The 24819-nt window shown below is 65.3% G+C and carries 21 protein-coding genes and 1 pseudogene; 10 read left to right on the top strand and 12 right to left on the bottom strand.

Annotated features, from left to right (window positions below; genetic code table 11):
- From VK92_RS42640 to VK92_RS42145, 4 genes are all read left to right on the top strand, one after another.
- Positions 1-517, top strand: a 517-nt coding sequence (locus tag VK92_RS42640) for a bacteriophage T4 gp5 trimerisation domain-containing protein (protein WP_048028251.1), incomplete at its 5' end; no start/stop codon positions are given.
- A complete protein-coding gene (locus tag VK92_RS32030) occupies positions 517-1446 on the top strand; it encodes a hypothetical protein (RefSeq protein WP_131723261.1) in 930 nt (309 codons plus the stop codon). The genes VK92_RS42640 and VK92_RS32030, both read left to right, overlap by 1 nt.
- Positions 1447-1456: 10 nt before the next feature.
- On the top strand, positions 1457-4516 hold the full coding sequence (locus VK92_RS32025) for a toxin VasX (RefSeq protein ID WP_048028249.1): 3060 nt from the start codon (positions 1457-1459) through the stop codon (positions 4514-4516).
- Complete coding sequence (locus VK92_RS42145) at positions 4516-5403, top strand: hypothetical protein (protein WP_131723260.1); 888 nt, start codon at positions 4516-4518, stop codon at positions 5401-5403. The genes VK92_RS32025 and VK92_RS42145 overlap by 1 nt, the downstream gene beginning before the upstream one ends.
- Here VK92_RS42145 and VK92_RS32020 read toward each other — a convergent pair.
- On the bottom strand, positions 5355-5660 hold the full coding sequence (locus VK92_RS32020) for a transposase (protein WP_081082680.1): 306 nt from the start codon (positions 5658-5660) through the stop codon (positions 5355-5357). The genes VK92_RS42145 and VK92_RS32020 overlap by 49 nt on opposite strands.
- A gap of 257 nt (positions 5661-5917) precedes the next feature.
- Here VK92_RS32020 and VK92_RS43580 point away from each other — a divergent pair.
- Positions 5918-6022, top strand: a pseudogene (locus VK92_RS43580) (putative glycolipid-binding domain-containing protein); the annotation flags it as partial.
- Here VK92_RS43580 and VK92_RS32015 read toward each other — a convergent pair.
- The 5 genes from VK92_RS32015 to VK92_RS31995 all read right to left on the bottom strand — a co-directional run bounded on the left by VK92_RS32015 (position 5977) and on the right by VK92_RS31995 (position 11259).
- Positions 5977-6888 (bottom strand): alpha/beta fold hydrolase, encoded by a 912-nt coding sequence (locus VK92_RS32015; protein ID WP_048022546.1) that lies wholly within the window; start codon positions 6886-6888, stop codon positions 5977-5979. The pseudogene VK92_RS43580 and the gene VK92_RS32015 overlap by 46 nt on opposite strands.
- Before the next feature lie 4 nt (positions 6889-6892).
- Positions 6893-7798, bottom strand: coding sequence for a metal-dependent hydrolase (locus VK92_RS32010; protein ID WP_021156859.1), 906 nt, complete (start codon positions 7796-7798; stop codon positions 6893-6895).
- A complete protein-coding gene (locus tag VK92_RS32005; protein WP_048022545.1) occupies positions 7795-8730 on the bottom strand; it encodes an SDR family NAD(P)-dependent oxidoreductase in 936 nt (311 codons plus the stop codon). The genes VK92_RS32010 and VK92_RS32005 overlap by 4 nt, the downstream gene beginning before the upstream one ends.
- 21 nt (positions 8731-8751) lie before the next feature.
- Positions 8752-10341, bottom strand: a complete 1590-nt coding sequence (locus tag VK92_RS32000; RefSeq protein WP_048022544.1) for a flavin-containing monooxygenase — start codon at positions 10339-10341, stop codon at positions 8752-8754.
- 246 nt (positions 10342-10587) lie between these two features.
- Positions 10588-11259 (bottom strand): lysoplasmalogenase, encoded by a 672-nt coding sequence (locus VK92_RS31995; RefSeq protein ID WP_048022562.1) that lies wholly within the window; start codon positions 11257-11259, stop codon positions 10588-10590.
- Positions 11260-11669: 410 nt separating this feature from the next.
- Here VK92_RS31995 and speB point away from each other — a divergent pair, with 410 nt between their 5' ends.
- Complete coding sequence (speB, locus tag VK92_RS31990) at positions 11670-12638, top strand: agmatinase (RefSeq protein WP_048022543.1); 969 nt, start codon at positions 11670-11672, stop codon at positions 12636-12638.
- Positions 12639-12886: 248 nt separating this feature from the next.
- Here speB and VK92_RS31985 read toward each other — a convergent pair whose 3' ends face one another.
- Complete coding sequence (locus VK92_RS31985; RefSeq protein ID WP_048022542.1) at positions 12887-14185, bottom strand: citrate synthase family protein; 1299 nt, start codon at positions 14183-14185, stop codon at positions 12887-12889.
- Positions 14186-14288: 103 nt separating this feature from the next.
- Here VK92_RS31985 and VK92_RS31980 point away from each other — a divergent pair, with 103 nt between their 5' ends.
- Positions 14289-15722 carry a CoA transferase gene (locus tag VK92_RS31980; protein ID WP_048022541.1) on the top strand — a complete coding sequence of 478 codons (1434 nt, stop codon included), beginning with the start codon at positions 14289-14291 and terminating at the stop codon, positions 15720-15722.
- A 275-nt stretch (positions 15723-15997) separates the two neighbouring features.
- Here the strand turns inward: VK92_RS31980 and VK92_RS31975 are convergent, their stop codons facing one another.
- The 4 genes from VK92_RS31975 to VK92_RS31960 form a co-directional block, all read right to left on the bottom strand.
- Complete coding sequence (locus VK92_RS31975) at positions 15998-16978, bottom strand: sulfonate ABC transporter substrate-binding protein (protein ID WP_048022540.1); 981 nt, start codon at positions 16976-16978, stop codon at positions 15998-16000.
- Between the two features lie 123 nt (positions 16979-17101).
- Entirely contained in the window at positions 17102-17938 is an 837-nt protein-coding gene (locus VK92_RS31970) for a MerR family transcriptional regulator (RefSeq protein WP_021156869.1), read from the bottom strand.
- An 87-nt stretch (positions 17939-18025) separates the two neighbouring features.
- Positions 18026-18571 carry a GNAT family N-acetyltransferase gene (locus VK92_RS31965; RefSeq protein ID WP_048022539.1) on the bottom strand — a complete coding sequence of 182 codons (546 nt, stop codon included), beginning with the start codon at positions 18569-18571 and terminating at the stop codon, positions 18026-18028.
- 176 nt (positions 18572-18747) lie between these two features.
- The gene (locus VK92_RS31960; RefSeq protein WP_048022538.1) at positions 18748-19767 is read right to left on the bottom strand and encodes an AraC family transcriptional regulator; all 1020 of its coding nucleotides are present in this window, start codon (positions 19765-19767) and stop codon (positions 18748-18750) included.
- A gap of 424 nt (positions 19768-20191) precedes the next feature.
- On the opposite strand from VK92_RS31960, the gene VK92_RS31955 reads away from it, so the two are divergent.
- Complete coding sequence (locus VK92_RS31955; protein WP_048022537.1) at positions 20192-21556, top strand: MFS transporter; 1365 nt, start codon at positions 20192-20194, stop codon at positions 21554-21556.
- 119 nt (positions 21557-21675) lie between these two features.
- The gene (locus VK92_RS31950) at positions 21676-22761 is read left to right on the top strand and encodes a porin (RefSeq protein WP_048022536.1); all 1086 of its coding nucleotides are present in this window, start codon (positions 21676-21678) and stop codon (positions 22759-22761) included.
- A gap of 13 nt (positions 22762-22774) precedes the next feature.
- Here the strand turns inward: VK92_RS31950 and VK92_RS31945 are convergent, their stop codons facing one another.
- Entirely contained in the window at positions 22775-23647 is an 873-nt protein-coding gene (locus VK92_RS31945; protein ID WP_048022561.1) for a LysR family transcriptional regulator, read from the bottom strand.
- Between the two features lie 131 nt (positions 23648-23778).
- Between VK92_RS31945 and VK92_RS31940 the strand changes: the two genes are divergently transcribed.
- Positions 23779-24777 (top strand): quinone oxidoreductase family protein, encoded by a 999-nt coding sequence (locus VK92_RS31940; RefSeq protein ID WP_042973007.1) that lies wholly within the window; start codon positions 23779-23781, stop codon positions 24775-24777.
- The last annotated feature ends 42 nt before the right edge of the window (positions 24778-24819 follow it).

Here is a 24819-nt window from a genome sequence, read left to right as displayed (position 1 = left end):
CAAAGAGACCGTGGGGCGCGACGAGCAGGTCACCATCGGCCAGGATCGCCGCCACGATATCGGGCAGGACGACTTCTTGAGCATTGGTCGCAACCACACCATTACGACGGCCAAGGACCGCACGGAGGAAGTTGGCAATCATCGTCGCGACAAGACCGCAGCCAACCACACGGTCGATATTGGCGGGCATCTGAAACAGCGCGTGGCAGGCCGTGCCGAGCTGGAGGCCGGGCAGGCCATTCGACATCGCACCAAGGTCTATGAAATCCACGCCGCCGAGCTGCTGGAAGTCAAAGGCCCCGGTGGCACCGTGCGCATCGACAACGGCGGCATCACGCTGGAAGGCGTGGCGATTCGTGTGAAAGGGCCGATGACCCAGAACAGAGAGGGAGCGCAAAACGCACTCGCGTTGCCTGCAGCGCCCCGTAAAGGGCAAGGTATGGACCGCGCCTGCGCCATGCGTGCCGATGGTTCCTGCCCACGTAAGCCGTGTCCCTGCGGCAAGGGGGCAGCGTGATGAATACGACGATCGATCAACCCCAATGGTCGCGTCAGGTGGTGAACACACTGCCTCGTACGAGCTGGGCGACGCTGGAGCGGGGGCCGCGCCCCTGGCTTTGGTTAAGCGGCGCGCACAGCGAAACGCTCGAAGAGGAAGTGCAGGCGATCATCAAAGGCTTTGATTATCGCTGGGTCTGGCGCAACACGGCCTGGGAGTACGGCTCCCCGGGCTATCGCCAAGGCCCACTGCTAGTGCCGCTCAATGAGTCGGTGTATGTCCACGCCGTCGACCACTGGCTAACTCAACAAGCCGGACTGATCCTGCTGGGCCCCGACGATGGCGACAACCTGGTGCTTCACCTCCAACGATTGCGCCAGTTGACGGCATCCGACGGATTTCCGCTCGGCTTCAGCCTGCATGCTGCACGGCAGCTCGAAGAACTCTGCGAAGCCTTGCCGACCGAATGCCTGTCCGAACTGTTCGGTCCCATCCAGCGGTTCATCTGGTACGCAGGTGATGAGCGGACGGGGGAATGGTTGTTTGCCGATTCCCCCTCGACTGGCCGTCCTGCGTCGGTAACCAATGAGCCTATCGCCTTGTCCTTGGACGACGAGGCCGCGCTCGATCAGGCCAGTCTCGCATGGTTCATGCGCGACTGTGCGCGCGAGTTCCGTCAACGCTTTCCGGCCTACGACCATCCGGATAACGAACCGGTGCTATGGCAGCATCTGAACCACTTCGCCAACGAAGCGACTGATCAACTGTCGCTCACTACGGAACGGGACGTGCGCCACTACATGGAACTGCGTTTCGAGTACCCGCATGATTTCTTTGCCAAGGACGCCACCTTGCGTGACATCTTGCTCCAGCGGCAGGTGAAGGGAAAGCAGCGGTTGTTCGACGCCGAGGCGCGATTGGCAACGCGGGCCGCCGCGACATCCTGAAGGAAACGACATGGCAACCAATTCTAAAAAAGCCCTGGGTCCGGATCGTCCCGGCGAGAAGAAAATCCGCCAAGCCGCCTCGGCGCCGCCGTGCGAGCGGGGCGTGCCTATCTACCCGTTGCGCTATGGCATTGCCGATAGCGCTCTAGACAGCAAAGTGTTTTCGACGCTCAGCACTGAGGGCTATCCCGCGCTCAAAGGGGGCAAGGCCTACGGCTTGCGCGTGCTGCGTCCAGGCACCTACGTCTACCTCTGCTATTTCGAGAACGGCCGCATGTGGACGCAGCACTACCAAGTCACCGACGACATGCGCTTTGCTCGTATTTGGTGGACTCGCGCCGATGACAACGACGCCACCCCGGGTCGGCTCGCACGCCCCGATATGGCCGGTGCCAAACCCTTTCTACTTGCCCCGGAGAGCAAAACCGCAGAGATCGTCTATCTGATGGTTAGCGAAACGATGCTAACCCACGCAAGGCTGTGGAATATCGAGATTGATAAAGGTGGCGTCCGCACCAAGCTGGCGACAAAGGTCAGGCCATCCGGTGGTGTCGAACAAACGCACGCATTTAATATCGCACTGATCGCATCCGCCGCACCGGAGCTCGTAAGACCGACATTGAATGGGAAGTCGGGGTACTACAAATGGAGCGAAATAACCGCGCCAGAAAAGTATGCGACCTACGACGTGGTGATTACGGGCGCCCATATGGCGCTTGCTCCGACAAAGGGCGTCGTTCCTTTAGCGGTGGCGCTGCACGATCCGATTGGCATCACCAGTGAGCTAGGACATCTCGCCGCAGTTGCTGCGGCCGAACGGCAAGTATACGAGGCCGACAATAATCATGCTTATACCAGCGCTACCATCGTAAAACTGTATTTGCAGAATATTCAGAAGAATGCAGATTCTGAGTTTTATGCAAAGCGTCAAAAACTCGTTCGCTACTACGAGAGCGAAAATGCAGATCGAGCTTATGGGAATGCCATACCGTTCATGTTTTCATATGAGCGCACGATAAAGAAAAAGCAAGCCGATATAGAGAAGCGAGTGAGCGATCTTGAGCGTTGGGTCAGAACGGCCGGCAGTGCAATGGGCAAGGATTGGCACGATGATTGGTTAAGCAAAGTTTTTGCTTGTTTCGATTTAGGCGCAAAAGAAAACGCGCAAGACTATGAGCGTGTCGTCACGCTATGCGTGGGCGATCTTACTCATAGTGAAGCTGGCCGCGCTGTGTACAAGGACCTCCTCTTGGCGGCCCCTGAAAAGAGCCCAGTATGGCTTTCTTTGGCGCATGGTATACCTGAACTTCACCAGCGTTTCGCCAATCCCGATCTGCTAAAGAATGTGCTTGATATAGGTGTTGCAGGATTTGCGCCAATCTTTCAGTTCAATATCGATCGACCGGCAACGCCGTATTCCGGCACACTAGTCAATTTGATGATGCCGCTGCTCGCTGATAAGGCCTTGCCTGATCCCAAGGCGGATGTGATTACACGGCGCCTGCGTCTATTTGCGGAAATTCGCGTGGGCGAAACCCTGGTCACATACCGAGTTAGCAGTGCCGAAGCCACAAAGCAATATTCTCAGTTCCGTGGCGAACAGATCATGAGCCAAAAGCAACTGAGAAAATGGGGTATTACCCTCGCGAGGCCGTTGCGCAACCTGTCGGCCAAGGTGACGCTGTTCGAGGTGGTCTCCAAGGGGGCTGGCAAAGACTACATCAGTCCGTCTCCCGCAGGTGCGGAGGAGAAGTTCAAGCTGGAGGGTAACGTGTTCCAGCGCATGCTAAAGAAAATGCAGGCAAGTCACGGTTATGCTACTGCCCAGCGAGGTATCGTTGGCGGGGAGTATGCGATCACCGGATTGGCCGCGGTGTCTGCGGTAATGGCCTTGCGAGCGTCAACGAGTGATCTTATGCAGGATGGATTTTTGTCAAAGGATTTGCAATCAAGAACCATGTCCGCTGCTACGTTTCTGTCTGCAATATCTGCAGTCATTAGTGCAGGCTACTACATAAAAGGCGACTTGCTACAACTCCGTTTACTGGCGAGTGGGGCAACACTAAAAGCGTCGAGACTCGGCGGCGCACTAGCGGCGCGAACAGTGGCTACCCGTTTCGGTGCGGGAGCAGCTGCACTAGGCGCTGTAGCTGATGTCGTACGGTCCGCGCGGGCATTCGGCGCTGCCCAGAATAATGAAGCTGGACGAATATATCTGGCTTCAGCGGGTTTCGGCGCACTTGCCGCGGCCAGTATGTTTTTCAGCACGACATCTGTGACGGCAGTCGTGGGTGGATTGGGCATCGCGGGACCAGTAGGTTGGCTAATTCTTGCCGCCCTAGCGACAGGAGCGGTCGTCTACTTTTCCTATCGAGCGTTAGCTGCAAAGTTCCAGCCCGATGAAGTATGGCTTGCACACAGCTTCTGGAGCCGGGGTGATGCTCGTTACCGTTTTCGAACCCTTCAGGAAGAATTGGCGGCCTTCCATGGGGCGGTCTATGGAGCTCGTGTGGTTGCGGAGTGGGAAGATCCGAAGAGTGCTGTGCCACTCACGCTTAGCAATTTAGCTTGGCGCTCTTTTGTCCCCTTCTATGGGATGTGGCAAGACGCCAAGGCGCTTCATCAAGAGATAACCGCCGACGGCGTCGGTACTCTGATTCTTTCGATCGTATTGCCCGGCTATCCGAATGATAGCGAAAAGGTCTCTACGCAAGATCTTGAAATTTTCGCTCCATTCCTTCACAGCTTGCGCGTACATCGCAACGGTAAGTCCTTGAAGCAGGTTGACGGACCGCTTTTCGTGCCTCTGGACTATCGATTTCCCTACGATGATGCGTTTATGTTTACAGGTACTGATGTCACACAGAACGGGGCTCGCGTACTGACGTGGCGCATTACCATGCGTGCTGATGCAAAAGTCGAGTTGGACTACTGCTACCGTCCGGATCCGGGCGGTCAACCTGAATTAGCATTATTGCCGCAACGCCAACCTTTGATATTTACCCGGGGAACCTGGCTAACCGAGCCTATTTCGCCTAGCTTGCTCGATCCGGTGAAGGAGCCACAATAATGGCTGCGTCGAGGGCACGGCGGTTGCCAAAGTTATCTGAAATTCAGGCGCGCTGGAACTCGTTTCGGTCCGCGTGTGATCTGCTGCCGCGTGAAATTGATGGTTCCGCTAAAGCTAGTATTTCCATCTTGCGTCAAAGTGGTCATTGTGTCGAGATCACGTCTGATACTATGCAGCGTGACAATAGCACTTTTGAAATCATAATTTGGTCTTTGGTTGTTTATGTGGTATTGGTTATTTTTTTGGTCTTGATTTTTGGTGGAGGTGACGGATATTTGTTTTTTTTGTTTTTGCCGATTTCTTATATTGTTGGAATTTTGTCTTCTCGGATGCTGGGGGCGAGATATCGTTGTCGGTCATCTCGTGTGAGAATTGAGCGGCGAGAGCGAAAAGTTTACTACGTGTCATACAGTGACGATGGGCAAGGCATGCTTTGGGTGCTTGATTGGGATGATTTACTTGCTATCGACTATTATCACGGCAGGGGGCAAGGCTATCTCTATCTAGTGGGATATCCGTCAAATCTGACAGGTGAAGAACTCGTCCGAATTCCAATCATTGGCTTACGCATTGGATATAGCAATGCCTCAACATGGGTATGGCTGCAGCGCTACATGGCAGGAGACACAGGCCTTCCGGCCCCCACGATTGAATCGCCGCCTCGTACTTGGCGTGATGTTCTACAGCGTTGCGGGGGGCGCTGGGTGCTGGAATCCTTCACCGATACGAAGCGCCGCTGGTGGCTTCCGCTGACGATCTGGGTGGACCTGGTCATCGTACTGCTGATCATGCCGGTGATGGCGCTGCCTCAACTGGTCATACTGACATATTCAGAACCTCAGTTCCCTCCCGATAACGACCGGCTCTGCGGTTTTGCTTTGAATTGACCGACGTACTGACGCCCAAGCTTCTGCATCAGTTGCGCGGTCACGCCGGTATCGGGTGGTGTCAGCAAGAGGTGAACGTGATTGTCCATGAGCACGTAGGCGTGAAGAAGGCTACCCGTGTGCAGCAACGCATCGCGGAGCAGATGCAGATAACGCTGCCGGTCGGCGTCATCGAGAAAGCAGGGGAGGCGATTGTTACCCCGCTGCACGATGTGCTGAGGAATGCTGGGCAAATCGAGTCGAGGAAGTCGGGCCATGAATCCAATGTGGCGACACACCCAAGCTACTGGAGTCATCGGGGATGTGCGGATCGTATCAGCCTTCGGCATGCTGTTGCGCCAGAAGTAAACCTGCCCCCGTTCTTCAAGGCGAATCAGGCGATGTCTGGTCCGATTGAGATTTGGTTGAACCACGGCGCTTGGGGGGAAGCCAGCAAGCACTACTCGGTGAGTCAAGAACTCGAAGCGTGGTACACGCCTGCACTCTCGTCCGCGTGTCGCCGCCAGCCTGGTTTGGCATCTTCCGGAATTTCACCGCCGAGATGGACATCGACGAAGACGGGCTCGTGATCGACTACGAGACGCTGTTCAGACGCCTGCCGGCGCCGACGGGCCGTTGAACCGCGGCGTTCGCGACGGCCGGCCGCTCCTGCGCGGACGCGAAGCGGTCGATCCGCGACGCGATGATGTCGGGGTGGCGCAGCACGACCCAGTGGCTGCCGTCGATTTCCTCGCGCACGTGGTCGCCGAGCCAGCGGTCGAGGTCGATCGACATTTCGGGCGTCACGTAGCGGTCGCGCACCGGCACGAGGATCTGCACCGGCGCCTGCGCATACCGTTCACGCGGTTTGCGCGCCCGCGCAAGGAAGTTCGCGCGGTAAAGCTGCATGCCGTTCAGCGCATTCTTCAGTTGCACGGGATCGCGCTCGGCGCGCACGCGTTCGGTGATCTGCAGCCAGCGCGGCCACAGCGCCGCGCCGCCGAGCCGCCACACCAGCGACGGCACGACCGGCAGGTGGAAGAACGCGATGTACCACGACTTCAGGCTCTGCTTGAGCCGCATCTTCGCGCGGAACACGTGATCGAGGCAGGGGCCCGAGATCGACGTGTACGACGCGATCCGGCCGCGGAACGCGGGGTCGGTCACGGCCTCCCAGCACTGGATCGAGCCCCAGTCGTGGCCGACGAGATGGAACGGCCGGCCGCCGCAGGTCGCGTCGGCCACGGCCTTCAGGTCGCCGGCGAGCCGTTCGAGCGTGTAGTCGGCGCGGCGGCGCGGCGCATCGGACGCGCCAGCGCCGCGCACGTCGTACGCGATCACGCGGTAGCGCTTCGCCAGCCGCGCGCGGATCGGCGCCCACACGGCCGCCGAATCGGGGTAGCCGTGCACGAGGATCAGCGGCGGGGCGCGACGCGACCCGCTCACGTAGACGGCGAGTTTCACGTCGCCGGACTGGACGGTCAGCATCTCGTGGGCGCGCGCCATGGCGTCATGCCTGCGCAACCGGGTGCAGCGGCACGCGGCGCGGGGCGGCTTGCGCGGCGTACCGCGCGTTGGTCGCGTCGATGTTCTCGAGCAGCGTGTCGAGCCCCTGCAGGTACTGGTGGTTGTCGTGGTCCCACGGGTGGAAGCCGGGGCGGAAGTAGTCGAGCCATTCGCGCGCGATGCTCGGGAACACGCCGTGTTTCGGGCCGTACAGGTACTTCACGAGCCGCCACATGCCGCCGAACTTGCCGTGTTCGCGACGGTGTGCGCGCATCAGGCGCACGTGGAAGTCGAACACGATCGTCCAGAAGAACACGGTCGTCGTCAGCATCGTGCCCGTGCGCAGCAGGTAGCTGCCGAGGCCCGGCTTCATCACGGTGGTCCATACGTCGTACGACACGGCCTTGTGCTCGGTTTCCTCCATCGCATGCCACATCCACATCTGCTGGTAGCCTTCGACCGAGCCGTCGATCCGGTGCTCGTGACCCGACAGCAACTGGTTCGCGAGGATCGCCGTGTAGTGCTCGAGCGCGATCGTGATCGCGAGCTGCATCGAATGCGGCAGCACCTTCTTGAACCAGCCGAGGATCGTCCACAGGCGCTTGTCGAGCTTGTGCGCGGGCAGGCCGGACGACTGCAGCAGGTCGTTGTATTCGATGTGCTCGCGTGTGTGCATCGCTTCCTGGCCGATGAAGCCGAGTACCTGCTTCTTCAGTTCGGGATCCTCGATCCGGTCGCGATAGTTGCGCACCGAGTCCATGAAGAAGCGTTCGCCGGCCGGGAACAGCAGCGACAGCGCGTTCATGAAGTGCGTGACCGGTACGCCCTGTACATGCCAGTCCTTCGCGCGTTCCGGCGGCAGCGCGAAACGGATGTCGCGCCGCACCGGCATCATGTTCGGGGTCGTCATGATTGTTCTCCTCCCTGATTGCCTGCATTGTTGTAGGTGGCGTGCAGCGGCGCGGGTGCCGGCGTGCCGCGGGCGGCGTCACGGCGCGCGCGGGCGGCCTCGCGGCGCGTCGCGAACACGACGAGCGCCTGGTACGCGGACGGCAGCACGCGCGCCATCCAGTCGCCGGCCTTCGCGTCGCGGCCGATCAGCACGCGGCGCTTGTTCTTGCGCACGCCCGCGAGGATCGTGCGCGCGGCATCGTCGGCGGTCGTGATGAAGAACTTCTCGAACGTGTCGCGGCCTTGCTGCTCGCTCGCGACCATGAAGCCGACCATGTTCTTCGACACGCGGCTCGCCTGCGCGATGTTCGTGCGGATGCCGCCCGGATGCACGCAGGTCGCCGAGACGCCGCACTTCATCATGTCGAGTTCCTGGCGCAGCGATTCGGTGAAGCCGCGCACCGCGAACTTGGTCGCGTTGTAGCCGCTCATGCCCGGTTGCGCGAAGATCCCGAACAGGCTCGACGTGTTGATCACGTGGCCGTCGCCCGATGCCTTCAGGTACGGCAGGAATGCCTTCGTGCCGTGCACGACACCCCAGAAATTGATGTTCACGATCCACTCGAGATCGTTGTAGTCCATCCCTTCGATCGTGCTCGACAGCGCGACGCCCGCGTTGTTGAAGATCAGGTTGACCTTGCCGTGTTCTTTCGCGGTGTCGTCGGCCCACGCGAACATCGCATCGCGCTCGCCGACGTCGAGCACGCGCGTCGAGACCCGCACGTTCGGTGCGATCGTGCGGACGATCCGTTCGGTTTCGGCGAGGCCCACGCTGTTCTTGTCGGCGAGCGACACGTGGCAGCCTGCCTGTGCGAGCTGGATCGCGAGCGAGCGGCCCATGCCCGAGCCGGCACCCGTGATCGCGGCGACCTTGTTGGCGAAATCTCTCATGTCGGTTGCTCCTTGTCTGGCTCAGGCCGCTTCGGCGGAAGTCGAAGTCGAAGCAGCAGCGGCCGGCGCGGCGGCGGGCTGCGCCGTGGTGTCGAGTTGCGGCGCGCGATACGCGTGGTAATCGGCGATCGAGAAATGGGCGGTCGCCTGGCGGAAGCGCCACGTGAAGCCCGGCCACAGCGTGGTGTTCTTGCCGGTGCGCGGATCGAGGTACCAGCTCTTGCAGCCGCCCGTCGACCAGATCGCTTTCTTCAGCTTGCCCTGCAGGTCGCTGTTGAATTGCGCCTCGACGAGCGGGCGCACCTCGATCGCATCCGCGCGTTCGCGACGCATCGCCTGCAACGCGCCGAGGATGTACTCGATCTGCGACTCGATCATGAACACCATCGAGTTGTGGCCGAGGCCCGTGTTCGGGCCGACGATCATGAAGAAGTTCGGGTAGCCGGGCAGCGTCGAGCCGAGATACGCGTGCGCGCCGTCGCGCCATGCGTCGACGATGTCGAGCCCGCCGCGGCCGATGATCGCGCCGCGCGGAAACGGATCGGCCACCTGGAAGCCGGTGCCGTAGATCAGGCAGTCGACTTCATGGCGGCGGCCGTCGGTCGTCACGACCGCGTCGGCTTCGATGTGGTCGATGCCGGTCGTGATCACGTCGACGTTCTTGCGTGACAGCGCCGGGTAGTAGTCGTTCGAGATCAGCACGCGCTTGCAGCCGAGCGTGTAGTTCGGCGTGACGGTCTTGCGCAGTTCCGGATCGGGAATCTGCTTGCGGATGTGGCGCAGCGCGAGCTTCTGCACGTTCTTCATCAGCGACGGATGGATCGCGAAGCCGAGCACGCGCGATTCGAGCATCCAGTAGATGCCGCTGCGCACGGCCTTCTGCGTGAACGGCAGCGTACGGAACAGCCACTTCTCGAACCCGGTCAGGTTGCGGTCTGGCTTCGGCATGATCCACGGCGGCGTGCGCTGGAACAGCGCGAGTGCCTTCACGCGTGGCGCGATCTGCGGCACGAACTGGATGGCGCTCGCGCCGGTGCCGATCACCGCGACGCGCTTGCCTTCGAGCGCATAGTCGTGATCCCAGTGCTGCGAGTGGAACGCGCGACCCTTGAAGTTCTCGACGCCGGGAATCGACGGCAGCGCGGCGCGCGACAGGCCGCCCATCCCGGACACCAGCACGCGTGCCGACAGCCGCTTGCCGTTCGCGAACGTGAGGCGCCAGCGTTGCGCGGCGTCGTCGTACTCGGCGCGCTGCAGTTCGTGGTTCAGGCGCAGGTGCGCGCCGATCCCGAAGCGCTGCACGCAGTCTTCCAGGTAGGCGCGGATCTCGGGTTGCGGCGCGAACATGCGCGTCCAGCGCGGGTTCGGCGCGAACGAGAACGAATAGACGTGCGATTGCACGTCGCATGCACACCCGGGGTAATGATTGTCGCGCCACGTGCCGCCGACCGACGCGGCCTTCTCGAGGACGACGAAGTCGGTCACGCCTGTTTGCCGCAGGCGGATCGCCATCCCGAGGCCGGCGAAGCCGGTGCCGATGATGGCGATGTCGATGGTTTCGTCCAGGCCGTCGTGGCCGGGCGGACCGAAAGGCAACGTGCGAGCATTCATCCGGGTGTCTCCGATTTGGCTCATTTCCGAATGTTACATTGTTTGATGTAACGATAGTGGGTGAACCTGGAAACCGCAAGAGGCTAGAAGCGGCGCTCTAAGGGCCGGAGGCCAGGCTGGAAAAGGCTGAGCGGGGTTTGGAACGGGCCGGTTCCCGCATCGCGGAATGCGCGGAAAGGGCCGTCGGCAGGGCAAGAGAGGGAGCGGACGAGACCGCCGGCATGCGGCGGTCTGTTTGAAACGGTATCAGGGACGGATCGGTTGGGCGGCCGTCTCATGGAAAACCCCGGCCACGATCGTGACCTGCGCGAGCGCGTAGAGGCCCCAGATCAGGTACTCGATGCCGGGAAAGCCGCCGAGGAAACGGCCGACGCCGATCAGCGTATCGGAGCCGACGAAGATCAGGCTGCCGACGGCCACCAGCGGGCCGCGCGTGCGGGCCGCGAGCGCGAAGCTCGCCATCACGCAGAGCACGAGCATGTAGACGGCGACGGGCGCGAGCAGCTCGCCGAGGTGCGGGAAGAACGCCACGTAGAACGCCGGGGCGGCGATCCACAGCCCGACGAGCGCGACGACGCGCCAGCCGTGCGGCCGTGCGCGCCAGCGCATGAAGATCGCGCAATAGCACAGGTGCGTAAGCAGGAACGCGCCGAGGCCGAGGACGAAGGACAGCGGCCAGTCGGGCAGCGCGAGCAGCACGTCGCCGAGCACGGCGGTCACGAGCGCCGCGCACAGCCACGCGCGTTCGCGCGCCGCGCCGCAGGTGCTGCCCGCCGCGAGCAGCAGGATGCCCATCGCGGCTTTCGCGGCGGCCTGGCCGGGATAGGGGGCGGCAGCGAGCGACAGCCCGTACAGCAGCGCGGCGACGACGGCGAGCGGCCAGAGCCGGCGGTAGGTGGCGGGAAGCGTGGCGATCAAGGCGGGTGTCTCCGGTTTGTTGTTGTCTGCGGTGGACGGCGCACGGTCGAGGGCGCGGCTGTCGGCCATTATCCGGAAGAACGGGCGCGGGAAAACCGGCGAATCCTTCTAGGACGCGGCAGGCAGGGTACGCAAAGGCGCTTGGCCGCAGCCGTGGCGGTCCGGCGTTGCCGCGCGCACGACGGGCGAACGTCTTCGCCCGGTTTCTTCGACGTGTTGCCCCGGTCGAACCGGGGCAACGACATCGATTCGGCTTGTTATGATCGCCGCGGTATTGCCGTTGTCGTTGTTCCGCCCGGCCGCGTGACAGGATGCGCAAGCCGGTGCGTGCCCGATGAATCCATGCCGTGCCCGCTCCGCGCGCCGATGCAACGCGGCGCGGGCCGGCCCCCACGAAAAATGGTCCGACCATGACCGAACTTCTCCATGGCGACGGCGCGATCCGTCGCACGACGCCGTACGGCTCGTCGATCGAAAACACCTATGCGGGCGTGCTGTCGTTCATGCGCCGCAACTATTCGCGCGCGCTCGACGGGGTCGACGTCGCGATCTCCGGCGTGCCGCTCGACCTCGCGACGACCTATCGCTCCGGCGCGCGGCTCGGCCCGGCCGCGATTCGCGCGGCGAGCGTGCAGCTCGCGGAGCTTCACCCGTATCCGTGGGGTTTCAACCCGTTCGACGATCTCGCGGCCGTCGACTACGGCGACTGCTGGTTCGACGCGCACAACCCGCTGTCGATCAAGCCCGCGATCGTCGAGCATGCGCGCACGATCCTGCGCTCGGGCGCGAAGATGCTGACGCTCGGCGGCGACCACTACATCACGTATCCGCTGCTGGTCGCGCACGCGGAGCGCTACGGCAAGCCGCTGTCGCTGATCCATTTCGACGCGCACTGCGATACGTGGGCCGACGACGATCCGGACAGCCTCAATCACGGGACGATGTTCTACAAGGCCGTGAAGGAAGGGCTGATCGATCCCGCGACGTCGGTGCAGGTCGGCATCCGGACGTGGAACGATGATTTTCTCGGGATCGAGCGGCTCGATGCCGCGTGGGTGCACGACCACGGTGCGCGCGCGGCGGTCGAGCGGATCGTCGACATCGTCGGCGCGCGGCCCGCGTACCTGACGTTCGACATCGATTGCCTCGATCCGGCGTTCGCGCCCGGCACCGGCACGCCGGTCGCGGGCGGGCTGTCGTCGGCACAGGCCCTCGCGATCGTGCGCGCGCTCGGCGCGATCGACCTGGTCGGTGCGGATGTGGTCGAGGTGGCACCTGCGTACGACCACGCGGACATCACGGCGATCGCGGCCGCGCATGTCGCGTGTGACCTGCTGTGTCTGTGGCGGCAGAAGAAGGTGGCGGGGGCGCTGAAGTAAGCAGGCATGCCGGGTGCGCGCGTGCCGGCGGCGCGGCGCGCGCACGTTGTCGGCTCGGCTCGATGCGCGGTGTGCCGATTGCCGTTTGCATCCGTTGGATTCGGCAAAAGGCCGTCGGGGAATTCCGCGGAAGGCCCTTGCCGATCCGTTGGCGACATCCGCGAAAACTCGGCGGGTGGCTGCCTTCGTCCTCCGGCGAGGCATTCGCGTGTCACCGATGTTGCGTGCCGGCGTCATCGAGCGAAAAGCTAGCGATTCCTGAAGAATGCGGAAAGCATGTCGTCTGCCGGAGCAGCACTGTGCGGCGTCGCTCGCTGCTTTCCCGATCGTCCGCGGGATCGCGCGCGATCCGGCTCGACACCGGTGCCAACCGGCCATGTTCCTGTATAAACCGCACGCGGCCGGATGAGATCGGATTGCGCGCGCTGCTCCAGCCCGTGCGCGATCCAGCCGATCGAGCGGCCCAGTGCGAACAGGCCGAATGCGGCACCGACGGGAAGCCGCAAATGTCTGCGCAGTGCCACCAGCGCGAGATCCACGGAGGGCTTCTGGCCGGTGAGCGCGCTCCCTGCATCGAGCATCCTGTTCCATTGAGGATGGCGCGGCAGGATCCGCGACAACAGATACGTCGCGCGCACGTCGCCGTCGGGATAGAGCGAATGCCCGAAGCCCGGCAAGCCGTCGCCCCGGGCGAGACGCTCGCTCATTTTCCGTTCGACATCCTTATTGCCGATTTCGTCCCACAGTGCTTCGCCGCGCGCCGTGGTGGCGCCGTGACGTTCGCCCGACAGGCCGGCCAGGCCGCCGACCACGACGGCCCGCAGGCTCGCGTTCGTCGACGCAATGCACCGGCCCGTGAAGCTCGACGCGTTCAGTTCGTGATCCGCGCACAGCACGAGCGCCGCCCTGATCAGCTCCGCGCCCGCGGGCCCGACGCCCCACGCCCGCGCGCATTGCACGTGGATGGGGGCCGTATCGATCCGGGTGCGCAGCAGGCATGCCGCCAGAATCCGCACGAGGTCGCCGCAGCCCTGTGCGTGACGATCCGACGATTGCTGCCAGATCGCCGTCGGCGCGTCCTCGCTCGCGACGGTGAAGAGCGGCAGCAGTGCCTGCTCGGCACGTTGGTCGCCGTAGTGTCTGAAGAGCGTTCGCAGTACCGCGGGCGTTGCAGGGGCCTGGCGGCCGAAAGCGGTCTGCTCGTCGTTTCGCCATAGCAGCGCCGCGACTTCCTCGAGGCTCGCCCGGCTCGCGAGATCGAGCGCATCCATACCGCGATAGAAAAGCCGGCCGCCGTCGATCAACGTGATGCTCGATTCGAGCACCGGGGCGCCCCAGTTCAGCGCGGCCTTTGCCACTTCCTTCGGCTTGCGGCCTCGTGCGCGTTGATCCGCGAGCCGGTCGACGTCGGCCGCGAGGTAGCGGCTTTCACGGTGGCTGCCGCCGGGTTCCGCGCGAAGCAGGCCGCGGCTGACGTACGCATAGAGCGTTTGCCGCGAGACGCCGAGCCTTGCCGCGGCGTCGGTCGAATTCAGGTAGTTCGACATCGTGCGCAGAGTGAATCGTTCGACAGGTTGATCAGGATAATCAACGTTGACAGCAAATGCGAGCGAGACGATCTTTGCGTCACCTAATTCATGCGAGGCGAACATGCGTGTCGACCGAATATCGCGGGAACGGGCCACGACCGACGAGGATCGGGTGTCGCGCCATCTGCGGACGTTCTGGCTGGCGGCCGGCGGTTCTCCGGCGTTCCTCGAGTCGTGCAGCTTCAGCGGCGCCGGAGAACTGGTCTCCGCGTTTCGCGTAACCGACATGGCCGCGGCGGCAATCGGTGCGGCGGGGACGTCCGTCGCCGAATTGCTGCATGCGTCGGCAGGAACGTTGCCGGCGGTACAGGTCGACCGGCGCATGGCGTCGCTGTGGTTCGGCACGTCGCTGCGTCCGCAGGGCTGGACGATGCCGCCTCAATGGGATCCGGTGGCCGGCAACTATCGGGCGCGCGATCGCTGGATCAGGTTGCACACCAACGCGCCGCATCATCGACTGGCCGCGTTGTCGGTACTTGGCTGCGCCGCCGATGCGGAGTCGGTCGCGCAGGCGGTGAGTCGCTGGGATGCCGGTGCGCTGGAGGCGGCGATCGTCGAGCGCGGCGGGTGTGCCGCGGCGATGTACTCGGCGCAGGAGTGGGCCGGGCATCCGCAGGGGCAGGCGGTCGCAACCGAACCGTTGCTGCACGTTCATCCCGCGACGGATGCCGTCGCGCATGCGTGGCGGCCTTCGAGCGACCGGCCGCTGCGCGGCATTCGCGTGCTCGACCTGACGCGCATTCTCGCCGGCCCCGTGGCGACACGATTTCTCGCGGGCCTGGGTGCCGAGGTGCTGCGCATCGATCCGTACGGCTGGGAAGAGCCGGGTACGGTGCCCGAAGTCGTCCTCGGCAAGCGCTGTGCGCGGCTGAACCTGAAGGATGCCGCGGATCTCGATACGCTCAGGCAGTTGCTGCGCCGCGCGGATATCGTCGTGCACGGTTACCGGCCGGACGCGCTCGCGCGCCTCGGGCTCGATGCCGCGCAACGGCGCGAACTGAGTCCCGCGCTCATCGACGTGTCGCTCGACGCCTATGGCTGGACCGGCGCGTGGCGTTGCCGGCGCGGCTTCGACAGCCTCATTCAGATGAGCACGGGAATCGCCGAGACGGGCATGCGCGTGACGGGCAGCGATGAACCGGTGAACCTGCCGGTCCAGGCGATCGACCATGCGACGGGCTACCTGATGGCGACGGCCGCCATCCGCGGGCTGACGACGCGAATGATGCAGGGTGTCGGTACCGAGGTCCGCGCCTCGCTGGCGCGCACGGCGGCCGTCTTGCAGTTGCGCCCGGAGCCGATGAGCGAGGTGGTCGAACTGGCCGCCGACGGTCAGCGAGATCGGGCGGACCACGTCGAGCTCACATCATGGGGGCCGGCATCGCGGCTTCGCCCGCCATTGCAGATCGACGATGCGCCGCTGCGATGGTTTTATCCGGCACGTGCACTGGGTGCATATGAAGCCGGGTGGTTGTCGTCGAACGACGATCTTTGATGAAGCGCGTTTCCCGGTCTTCGGCGCCGCCCGCCCGGAAGGTCAACGTGACGCGAAGAAGGCGCAGGCGACGAACGGCCGGACGGCTGCCGATACCATCGGCCGGCACGTGACCACGTAGAGCAACCGGGCAATGGTGGCGCCGAGCGGGGACGTTGGCGAAGCGGCAGTTGCTCGCCGCCCCGATTCCGCAACGTCGGGCAATGCAGAAAAGGCCGGCGGGCAGCATGCCCGTCGGCCTTTTTCGTATGGACGTGTGCGAGCGTGGGTTCGCGCTACTTCGCGGCGAGCGCGGATGCGATGCTCTTGTCGCTCCACGCGTTGTCGGCCACGCTCAGCTTCTGCGGAATCAGCTTTGCCGCGTAGAACGCATCGGCGACGCCTTGCTGGGCCGCGACGATCCGGTCGTCGATCGGCACCGCGCCGAACGGGACACGCTTGATCCACGTCTCGACGAGCGGTTGCGGCAGGCCGACCTTCGGCGCGATCAGCGCGGCGGTGTCGGCCGGATGTGCGTTGACCCACAGGCCCGTCTCGCGCGCCTGCTTCAGGATCGCGCCGACCACGTCGGGATGCTGCTGCGCGAAGTCCCGCGTCGCTTCGTAGAAGTTGTTGGTCGCCGCGAGGCCCGTGTAGTCGGACAGCGTGCGTACCTTCAGCGTGTTTTGCGCGGCCGCGTAGTACGGATCCCAGACGACCCACGCATCGACGTTGCCGCTTTCGAACGCGGCGCGCGCGTCGGCCGGCGCAAGGTACACGGGGTGGATTTCGTCGTAGCGCACGCCGGCCTTCTGCAAGGCTTCGAGCAGCAGGTAGTTCGCGCTCGAGCCCTTCTGCAGCGCGATTTTCTTGCCGCGCAGGCCCGTAACCGAACGGATCGGCGAATCGGCCTTCACGAGCACGGCTTCGTTGTGCGGCGCCGGCGGTTCCGCGCCGACGTAGACGAAGTGCACGCCGGCCGCCTGCGCGAACACGGGCGGCGGCGCGCCCGTATAGCCGAAGTCGATGCTGTTCGCGTTCAGGGCTTCGAGCAGTTGCGGCCCGGCCGGGAATTCGAACCACTGGACGCCATAACCGAGCGGCTTGAGCCGCGCTTCGAGCGAACCTTGGGCCTTGACGACCGACAGCAGGCCGGCCTTCTGGTAGCCGATGCGCACGACCTTGTCGGCGCTACCTTGTGCGAAGGCCGATGCCGCAGACAGCGTGACGAGCGTGACGGCGGCGGTGCGGGCGATCCAGCGGGTGAAACGAATCATCGAACGGACTCCATGCAAAACGTCTTCGGGCGAGCGGTGGTGCCGCTCGGTTGGAAGAATCGTCGCATGGGCGATCGCGCCCGCAAACGAAGCATTGCCGATATGAATATGACGGCGGCGCGCCTATGCTTCGTCGTCGTGTTCCGATGCCGGCGTGCCGGACTGCCGCGCGGCCTCGTCGCTGAGCTTTTTGTCGAGGATCGTCGCGACGCGGCCGCCGAGATAGGCGCTCGCGGCGGTTTCCAGCGCGCGGTTCGTCTCGCCTTCGACGAACACGGCTGCGAGCGGGCGCAGGCGCCAGATCGCGTCGACCAGCTCGGGCACGTCGGTGGCGGGCGGCAGCGTGCCGGCGTCGTAGCGGTCGAGCCGCTTCACGACGAGATCGACGAGCAGCCGCGCGATCGCGTCGAAATGCGGCCGCGCGAGGCTGATCACGTCGAGCAGTTCGCGCGGCGGGATGCCTTCCTTCGTCATCGCGGCCGCCGCTTCGAGCAGCGCGGGGCTCTTCGCGACGAACGACAGGCCGCGCCGTTCGAGCAGGCCGAGTTCGGTGACGCGTGACAGCTGTGTGGTCGCCTGCGGGCCGAACATCTGCGCGAGCGCGGCGAGCGAATAGGTTTTCGGCAGTTCGTGCGACCAGCGGCCGCCGATCGCGTTTTCGAGGCCGAGGATCGAGCGCAGGTCGTGGCCTTCGTCGATCGCCTTGATCAGGTCCTGGATGTTCGACAGCGTGTAGCCGCGCGCGAGCAGGTGGTTGATCAGCTTCAGGCGCGCGACGTGCGTGTCGTCGTAAATGCCGACGCGTCCGCGCTTTTCCGGCGGCGCGAGCAAGCCGCGATCCTGGTACGCGCGGACATTGCGCACGGTCGTGTCGGACACGCGCGCAAGCTCGTCGACCGTGTACTCGTTGCGGGAGTCCGGCGCGGCCTCGTCGGGTGTGGAATGAGTCTGTTTTGACATGCGGCCATTCTAGCGCGACGTGGCGCGCCACGGTCCGTTCACGCGCATGAAGGGCCGGCGCGAGCCGGTCGTTCGCATGACCGGACCTTATGGCGAGACGGGGAGCGTGCGCGCGCCGTCGCCGAGCGGGCGCTGCAGCAGCGCCGTATCGATCCAGCGGCCGTGCTTGAAACCGGCCGCCTTCAGCATGCCGGCCGGCTCGAAGCCGAACGCGCGATGCAGCGACGTCGAGCCGCCGGTGCCGCCATCGGCGATTACCGCGATCATCTGCCGCCACGGGCCGGCCTCGCAGCGTTCGATCAGCGCCGCGAGCAGTGCGCGGCCGATCCCGCGCCCGCGCTGCGCATCGTCGATGTAGATCGAATCCTCGATCGTGAAGCGGTACGCGCTGCGCGCACGGTACGGCGTCGCGTATGCGTAGCCGGCCACGCGGCCGTCGCATTCGGCGACGAGGTACGGCAGCCCGAGGCCCAGTACCGCGTCGCGGCGCGCGCGCAGTTCGGCGACGTCGGGCGGCGTTTCCTCGAAGGAGGCGACGCTGTGGTGCACGTGGTGCGCATAGATCGAGTGGATCGCGTCGAGATCGGCGTCGATCGCGTCGCGGACGACGCAGGCGGCTGGCGAGATGGACATGGCGACGGAGCGACAGGGTGGGGTGCGGGAAAACCACTACTATGCGGGCGAATGCCCGGCGCGTAAAGCGGTGGCTGCGGCTGCGGCTGCGGCTGCGGCTGCGGCGATGGCGATGGCGATGGCGATGGCGAGCGGCGGCGACTGCGGTGGTAACCGCGCGTTCGGCGCCGCGGGGTTCAGTTCGGCGCCCGCTTCTTCTGCGTGTCGCGCGGCAATTCGTCGAAGCGGGCGAAGTAGTAGGCGGAAAAGCGGCCGAGGTGCCCGAAGCCGAACGTCAGCGCCGTATCGGTGATGCTGGTGGCCGGGTCGGTCAGCAACTGCACGCGCGCGGCGTCCAGCCGGATGTTGCGCAGCAGCTCCATCGGGGTCGCGCCGTGATAGCGGCGACACAGCACGTTCAGCGTCCGCAGGCTGACACCGGCCGCGCGGGCGAGATCCTCGAGCGAGATCGGCGCGCAGAGCCGCGCGTGGATGAATTCGTGCAGCGCATCCATCTGCCGGATGTCGCCGCGCGATCCGGCTTGCGCGGGGGCACCGCGCGCTTGCAGCGCCGGGCCGGCTTGCACGGCGGCGGGCGACGGCGGGCAATGCACGAGCAGGAACAGCGCGAGGCTTTGTTCGAAGTGGTCGCGCCATTCGGCCCGTATGCCGCCGTCGTCGGCAACGGCGAGCACGTTGAGCAGCGACTGCGCGATCAGATCCCACTGCGACGCGAGCGCCGTCGGCAACAGGAAGCCGGGCGCGAGGCCGGGCGCCGCGTCGTCGGGCCGGCGGCCGCAGACTGCGCGCATCAGCGAATCGGGCACCTTGACGATCAGCTGCCGGGTGCCGGTTCGCCAGCGGAGGCGCACGCGCGACGTCGGTGCCAGTACGGCGGTGCGCCCTTCGGACACGCCCATCACGTGCCCGTCGCACTCGATTTCGGCGCCGCCCGCGAGGGACGTGTGAACGAGCGAAAAGCCGTCGAACGGGCGCGGGGCGACTTCGACCTCGGCGCCGTACTGCAGCGCGTAGACGCTCAGGTGATTCAGTTGCCCCTTGAACAGCGCTGCGTCGGGTACGCCCTGCTTCCAGCGCAGCGCATGCTCGGCCAGTTCCAGCGAGACCTGCTCGTGCGCATCCGTGCGCAGGCCGGATCGGAACACGCAATTCCGATACAGCGCGGACAATGCGTCCGCATTCGGGGTGAGGGGCATGGGGCGTCTCCTGCGTGGCGTTTTTCGCGCAGCACATCAGCTGGCCGCGGATGCGCGTCGTGCCACATCGGTTTCTCTTGTGAGCGAGATATCCTGAAAGGATGATATTGATCTTTGTCAGGCTTGTCGAAAGTTTCGCAAGAATCGGATAGTCCCGTCCCCGCCGGGGAAAAATCCGGATAGCGCGCGGCGTGCCGCACGAGAAAAACGAACCGGATTCGCGAGCGGCCTGCAAATTCCGGATAGTGGAAATCATTGTGGCTTCCTACACTGCGCCGGCAGCCGGACGAACAGCGGCGCATTTCACGGCAATGATTCGTACAACTACTAAATTGATGGGTCGATCGATCGTATTGGTTCGAACTCGCGTCGTGCGACGGCTACCGCCGGGCCCGGATCCCCTCTGGAAAAGGAAGGAAGCTCCATGCGTCAAATCAACCTGCAGGCGCTCTCGGACGATGCGCGGCTGGGCAAGCTGCACGGCGTCGTGCTGTTCTGGTGCGCGCTGATCATCGTGTTCGACGGATACGACCTGGCGGTGGCCGGCATCGCGCTGCCGGCGATCATGAAGGAGATGGGCGTCAACCCCGCGCAGGCCGGCTTCATGGTCAGCTCGGCGCTGTTCGGCATGATGTTCGGCAACATCGTGTTCGGGACCGTCGCCGAGCGGATCGGGCGCCGCCGGGCCATCGCGGCCTGCCTGACGTTGTTCAGCGTCTTTACCGCGGCGGCCGGGCTGGCGCCGACGCCCGTGCTGTTCGGCGTCGCGCGCTTCCTCGCCGGCATCGGCATCGGCGGCGTCATGCCGAACGTGATCGCCCACATGACCGAATACGCGCCGCGCCGCATGCGCAATACGCTGGTGACGATGATGTTCAGCGGCTATTCCGTCGGCGGCATGCTGGCGGCGGTCATGGGCAAGGGGATGATCGACGCCCATGGATGGCAATCCGTGTTCGTCGCCGCGGGCGCGCCGGTGCTGCTCGTCCCGCTGCTCATGAAATGGATGCCGGAATCGCTGCCGTTCCTGATCCGGCACGGCAGGACGGACGAACTCGCGCGCATCGCGCAGCGCCTCGATCCCGCCTATCGGCGGCAACCGGGCGACTGTTATGTCGTTCCGCGCGTCGACCACACGGGCAACGCGCCGGTCCGGCAGCTGTTCGACGACGGCCGCGGGTTCAGCACGGTCATGTTCTGGATCGCGTGCTTCATGTGCCTGTTCATGGTGTACGCGCTCAGTTCGTGGTTGACGCGGCTGATGGCGGGCGCCGGCTACAGCCTCGGCTCGGCGTTGACGTTCGTGCTGGTGCTGAACGCCGGCGCGATGGCCGGCGCGATCGGCGGCGGCTGGCTGGCCGATCGCCTGCCGATCAAGACGGTGCTGGTGTCGATGTACCTCCTTGCCGCCGTGTCGATCACGCTGCTCGGCTACCCGATGCCGACCGCGCTGCTGTTCGTGCTGGTCGGCCTCGCGGGTGCGTCGACGATCGGCACGCAGATCGTCAACTGCGCGTACGCGGGGCAGTTCTATCCGATGTCGATCCGGTCGACCGGCATCGGCTGGACGCTGGGTGTGGGCCGCAGCGGCGCGATCCTGGCGCCGATCGTGATCGGCGTGCTGGTGGGCATCGACCTGCCGCTGGCGCAGAACTTCATGGCGATCGGGCTGCCCGCGCTGGTGGCGGCCGTCGCGGTCGGCTTGATCGATCAGCGGCGCTCGGCGTCGCGCCACGGCCTGGCGGCTTCGGCCGCCGAACGGCACGTGTCGTCCGCCCGGCAGTCCTGAACGGCTTATCCGCGGCGCCGGCGCGCGGCTGTCGGCCGTTCGCGCACGGCGACGCCGCGGCCCGCATCCTGTGAAGGGGACAGTCAGTCATGCATCTCGATTCAAGGGCGTCGAAGGCGATGCTGGGGTGGCGCGTGTTCGCATCGTCGCTGACCGCGACGACGGGCATCGTACAGGCGCAGGGCAGTGTGACGCTGTACGGCATCGTCGACACCGGCATTTCGTACTACAACCATGCGGCGAAGGGCGGATCGGCGGTGGGCATGCCGCATCTGACCGGCGAATTGCCTTCGCGGTGGGGCGTGAAGGGTACCGAAGACCTGGGAGGCGGCAACCGGGTGTTTTTCGTGCTGGAGAACGGCTTTCAGCCCGGCACCGGTCGGCTCAACTACGGCGGGAGACTGTTCGGCCGGCAGGCGAACGTGGGGCTGAGCAGCGCATACGGAACGCTCACGCTCGGCAGGCAAATGAACATGACGGCCCATGCGCTGGCCAATGCCGACGTGATCGGGCCGTCCATTCATTCGCCGGGCAACTTCGACGCCTATCTGCCGAATGCGCGCAGCGACAACGCGATCGGTTACCTGGGCAAGTTCCGCGGGCTCACGATCGGCGGCACCTACAGCTTCGGCCGCGATGCCGCCGGGCCGGCCGGGCCTTCCGCGACCGGCTGCGCGGGGCAGGTGCCGGGCAATCCGCTCGCCTGCCGGCAATATACGGCGCTGGTCGCTTACGACGCGGCGCGCTTTGGCGTTGCAGTGTCATACGACGTGAAGCGCGGCGGGGCCGGCGCATCGGCACCGCTCGACAGCAGCGCCCATACGAGCACACACGGCGTCGTCGGCGGCTATGCGGTGATGGGGCGCGCGAAGCTCGGTGCGGGATGGATCAGGAACAACGTCGCGGCGGCCGGCCATTTGCAGACCGATATCGTCTTCGCGGGCGTGGCCTATGCGATGACGCCCACGGTCACGTTCGATGCACAAGGCACGCGTTATCTGCAACGCGGGCCCGCGAGCAACGCGAACGCGACGTTGCTGGCCGGGCGCGCCAACCATCAGCTGTCCAGGCGGACACGCGTCTACACGTCGGTCGGCTACATGCTGAACGGCGCGACCGCAGGCAAGGCGGTCGCCGCCGGTGGCACGGTCGAAACGGGGCAGAGCCAGTTGGGGATCATGGCCGGGCTGCAGCAGCGGTTCTGACGAGGCCGGGGCGTCAGAGCCGCCCATCCGCCGCACGCACCGCCTCGGCGATCGCATCCGCGACATGCTGTACGCGCGGCGAGCGGCGCACGTCCGGGTGGACGACGAGCCAGATTTCGCGCTCGATATCGCAACGCGGCGCGGCGGTGAGTTCGACGAGCGGCGTACCGGCTTGCGCGGCCGGATCGTCGACGAGAAAGCGCGGCAGCAGCGCGACGCCGGCGCCCGCCGCGCACGCGCGATGCTGCGCGGCGAGGTCGTTCGCGATGAACGCGAAACGGCGCCCGGCCGCGAAACGCTCGAGCCACTGCTGCTGCGGCGTTTGCGCGAGCGCGTCGTCGTAGCCGACGAACGGCCAGGTGTCGGGCGGCGCGCTCGCCCATTCCGGCGACGCGCACAGCGCGAAGCGCATCGTGCCGAGCCGGCGCGCCGCGAGCCCCGGCTCGGTCGGCCGCGACAGCCGCACCGCGAGATCGGCTTCGCGCGCGTACAGGTTCGCCGCGTGCATCTCGCCCATCAGGTCGATCCGCAGCGCCGGCCACGCGCGCTGCGCGCGGGCCAGGCGCGGCGCGAGGAAATGGCTGGCGAATACCGGCGACGCCGATACGCGTACCACGCCGTCGAGTGCCGCCGCACCCTGGGCGGCGCGCGCGAACGCATGCGCGTCCGCTTCGAGGCGTGCGGCGTGCTCGGCAAGGTGCAGCCCTTCGTCGGTGGGCGGCCAGCCGCGCGGCAGCCGGTCGAACAGCCGGATGCCGAGCGCGGATTCCAGCGCGTCGATGCGGCGCGCGACCGTCGAATGCTGAACCTGCAGCGTCCGCGCGGCCGCCGACAGGCTGCCGCCGCGCATCACCGCGAGGAAGTAGCGGATGTCGTCCCAGCTCATCGGCGGCACGGCCGCGGCCGGGGATGCTCGATCGGTCGAATTTTGCACAGTAGATGGGCGATCAGAGGGAATTCCGATCGATTATGCACGATGGGATGATCGTGTCACTTCATTCGATTGCGAGGAACGTCATGACCCAAACCACGACCGCCATCCGGATCGGGATCGACCGCTACGGCGACGCCGGCGTGCTGCGCCGCGTCGATGCACCCGTCGCGCCGCCCGACGCCGGCGAGGTACGGATTCGCCAGACCGCGATCGGCGTGAATTTCGTCGACATCTATTTCAGGACGGGCGCGCATCCGTTGCCCGCGCTGCCGGACGCGCTCGGCGTCGAGGCGGCCGGCGTGATCGACGCAGTCGGGCCGGGCGTGACGGATCTCGTCCCCGGCCAGCGCGTCGCGTATGCGGGCATGCCGACCGGCAGCTATGCGAACCTGCGCACGATGCCGGCCGAGCGCGTGGTGCCGATCCCCGACGGCTTGAGCGATGACGCAGCGGCCGCTGGGCTGCTGAAAGGGATCACCGTCTACATGCTGATGCATCGCGTCCGGCAGGTCGGCGCGGGCGACACGGTGCTCGTGCATGCCGCCGCCGGCGGTGTAGGACTGCTGGCGACGCAATGGGCGCGTGCGCTCGGCGCGCGGGTGATCGGCACGGTCGGGTCGGCCGCGAAAGCCGCGCTCGTGCGCACGCATGGCGCCGAGGCGGTCGTCGATTATCGCGAGGAGGATTTCGTCGCGGCGGCGCGCGTGTTCGGCGGCGGCACCGGGGTCGATTACGCGATCGACGGAATCGGCGGCGACGTGCTGACGCGCACGCTCGGTGCAGTCCGTCCGTTCGGGATGGTCGCGAGCATCGGGCAGGTGGCTGCGATCGGCGCACGGCACACGTTCGATCTCGACGAACTGGGGCCGGCGCGCTCGATCGCGCTGGCGCGGCCGAGCGTGCTCGGCTTCATCGCGCGCGACGTCGACGGTTATCGGGAGGCTGCGCGCGCGACACTCGAACGGCTGGCGAGCGGGATGCACGTGGAGATCGGCGCGCGGCTGCCGCTCGAACAGGCGGCCGATGCGCACCGGCTGCTGGAGTCGCGCGCGACGACGGGCGGGGTCGTGCTGGTGCCGTAACGGCGGGTGGCGGCGAATCGCGAGGCGGCCCGGCGGCTGCAT

This window comes from Burkholderia sp. LK4, from assembly GCF_001043615.1.
GTDB classification, from domain to species: Bacteria; Pseudomonadota; Gammaproteobacteria; order Burkholderiales; family Burkholderiaceae; genus Burkholderia; species Burkholderia cepacia.
This window is presented reverse-complemented; position numbering and strand designations above follow the sequence as displayed.

What these genes read in the sequence shown, in the direction of transcription:
- VK92_RS32000 (WP_048022544.1), bottom strand. Translation starts at nt 10,341, where the DNA reads ATGAATGCTCGCACGTTGCCTTTCGGTCCGCCCGGCCACGACGGCCTG.
- VK92_RS31980 (WP_048022541.1), top strand. Translation starts at nt 14,289, where the DNA reads ATGCGTGTCGACCGAATATCGCGGGAACGGGCCACGACCGACGAGGAT.
- speB (WP_048022543.1), top strand. Translation starts at nt 11,670, where the DNA reads ATGACCGAACTTCTCCATGGCGACGGCGCGATCCGTCGCACGACGCCG.
- VK92_RS31970 (WP_021156869.1), bottom strand. Translation starts at nt 17,938, where the DNA reads ATGTCAAAACAGACTCATTCCACACCCGACGAGGCCGCGCCGGACTCC.
- VK92_RS32010 (WP_021156859.1), bottom strand. Translation starts at nt 7,798, where the DNA reads ATGACGACCCCGAACATGATGCCGGTGCGGCGCGACATCCGTTTCGCG.
- VK92_RS31975 (WP_048022540.1), bottom strand. Translation starts at nt 16,978, where the DNA reads ATGATTCGTTTCACCCGCTGGATCGCCCGCACCGCCGCCGTCACGCTC.
- VK92_RS31940 (WP_042973007.1), top strand. Translation starts at nt 23,779, where the DNA reads ATGACCCAAACCACGACCGCCATCCGGATCGGGATCGACCGCTACGGC.
- VK92_RS31945 (WP_048022561.1), bottom strand. Translation starts at nt 23,647, where the DNA reads ATGAGCTGGGACGACATCCGCTACTTCCTCGCGGTGATGCGCGGCGGC.
- VK92_RS42145 (WP_131723260.1), top strand. Translation starts at nt 4,516, where the DNA reads ATGGCTGCGTCGAGGGCACGGCGGTTGCCAAAGTTATCTGAAATTCAG.
- VK92_RS31950 (WP_048022536.1), top strand. Translation starts at nt 21,676, where the DNA reads ATGCTGGGGTGGCGCGTGTTCGCATCGTCGCTGACCGCGACGACGGGC.
- VK92_RS31955 (WP_048022537.1), top strand. Translation starts at nt 20,192, where the DNA reads ATGCGTCAAATCAACCTGCAGGCGCTCTCGGACGATGCGCGGCTGGGC.
- VK92_RS32005 (WP_048022545.1), bottom strand. Translation starts at nt 8,730, where the DNA reads ATGAGAGATTTCGCCAACAAGGTCGCCGCGATCACGGGTGCCGGCTCG.
- VK92_RS32030 (WP_131723261.1), top strand. Translation starts at nt 517, where the DNA reads ATGAATACGACGATCGATCAACCCCAATGGTCGCGTCAGGTGGTGAAC.
- VK92_RS32015 (WP_048022546.1), bottom strand. Translation starts at nt 6,888, where the DNA reads ATGGCGCGCGCCCACGAGATGCTGACCGTCCAGTCCGGCGACGTGAAA.
- VK92_RS31985 (WP_048022542.1), bottom strand. Translation starts at nt 14,185, where the DNA reads ATGTCGAACTACCTGAATTCGACCGACGCCGCGGCAAGGCTCGGCGTC.
- VK92_RS31965 (WP_048022539.1), bottom strand. Translation starts at nt 18,571, where the DNA reads ATGTCCATCTCGCCAGCCGCCTGCGTCGTCCGCGACGCGATCGACGCC.
- VK92_RS32020 (WP_081082680.1), bottom strand. Translation starts at nt 5,660, where the DNA reads ATGGCCCGACTTCCTCGACTCGATTTGCCCAGCATTCCTCAGCACATC.
- VK92_RS32025 (WP_048028249.1), top strand. Translation starts at nt 1,457, where the DNA reads ATGGCAACCAATTCTAAAAAAGCCCTGGGTCCGGATCGTCCCGGCGAG.
- VK92_RS31960 (WP_048022538.1), bottom strand. Translation starts at nt 19,767, where the DNA reads ATGCCCCTCACCCCGAATGCGGACGCATTGTCCGCGCTGTATCGGAAT.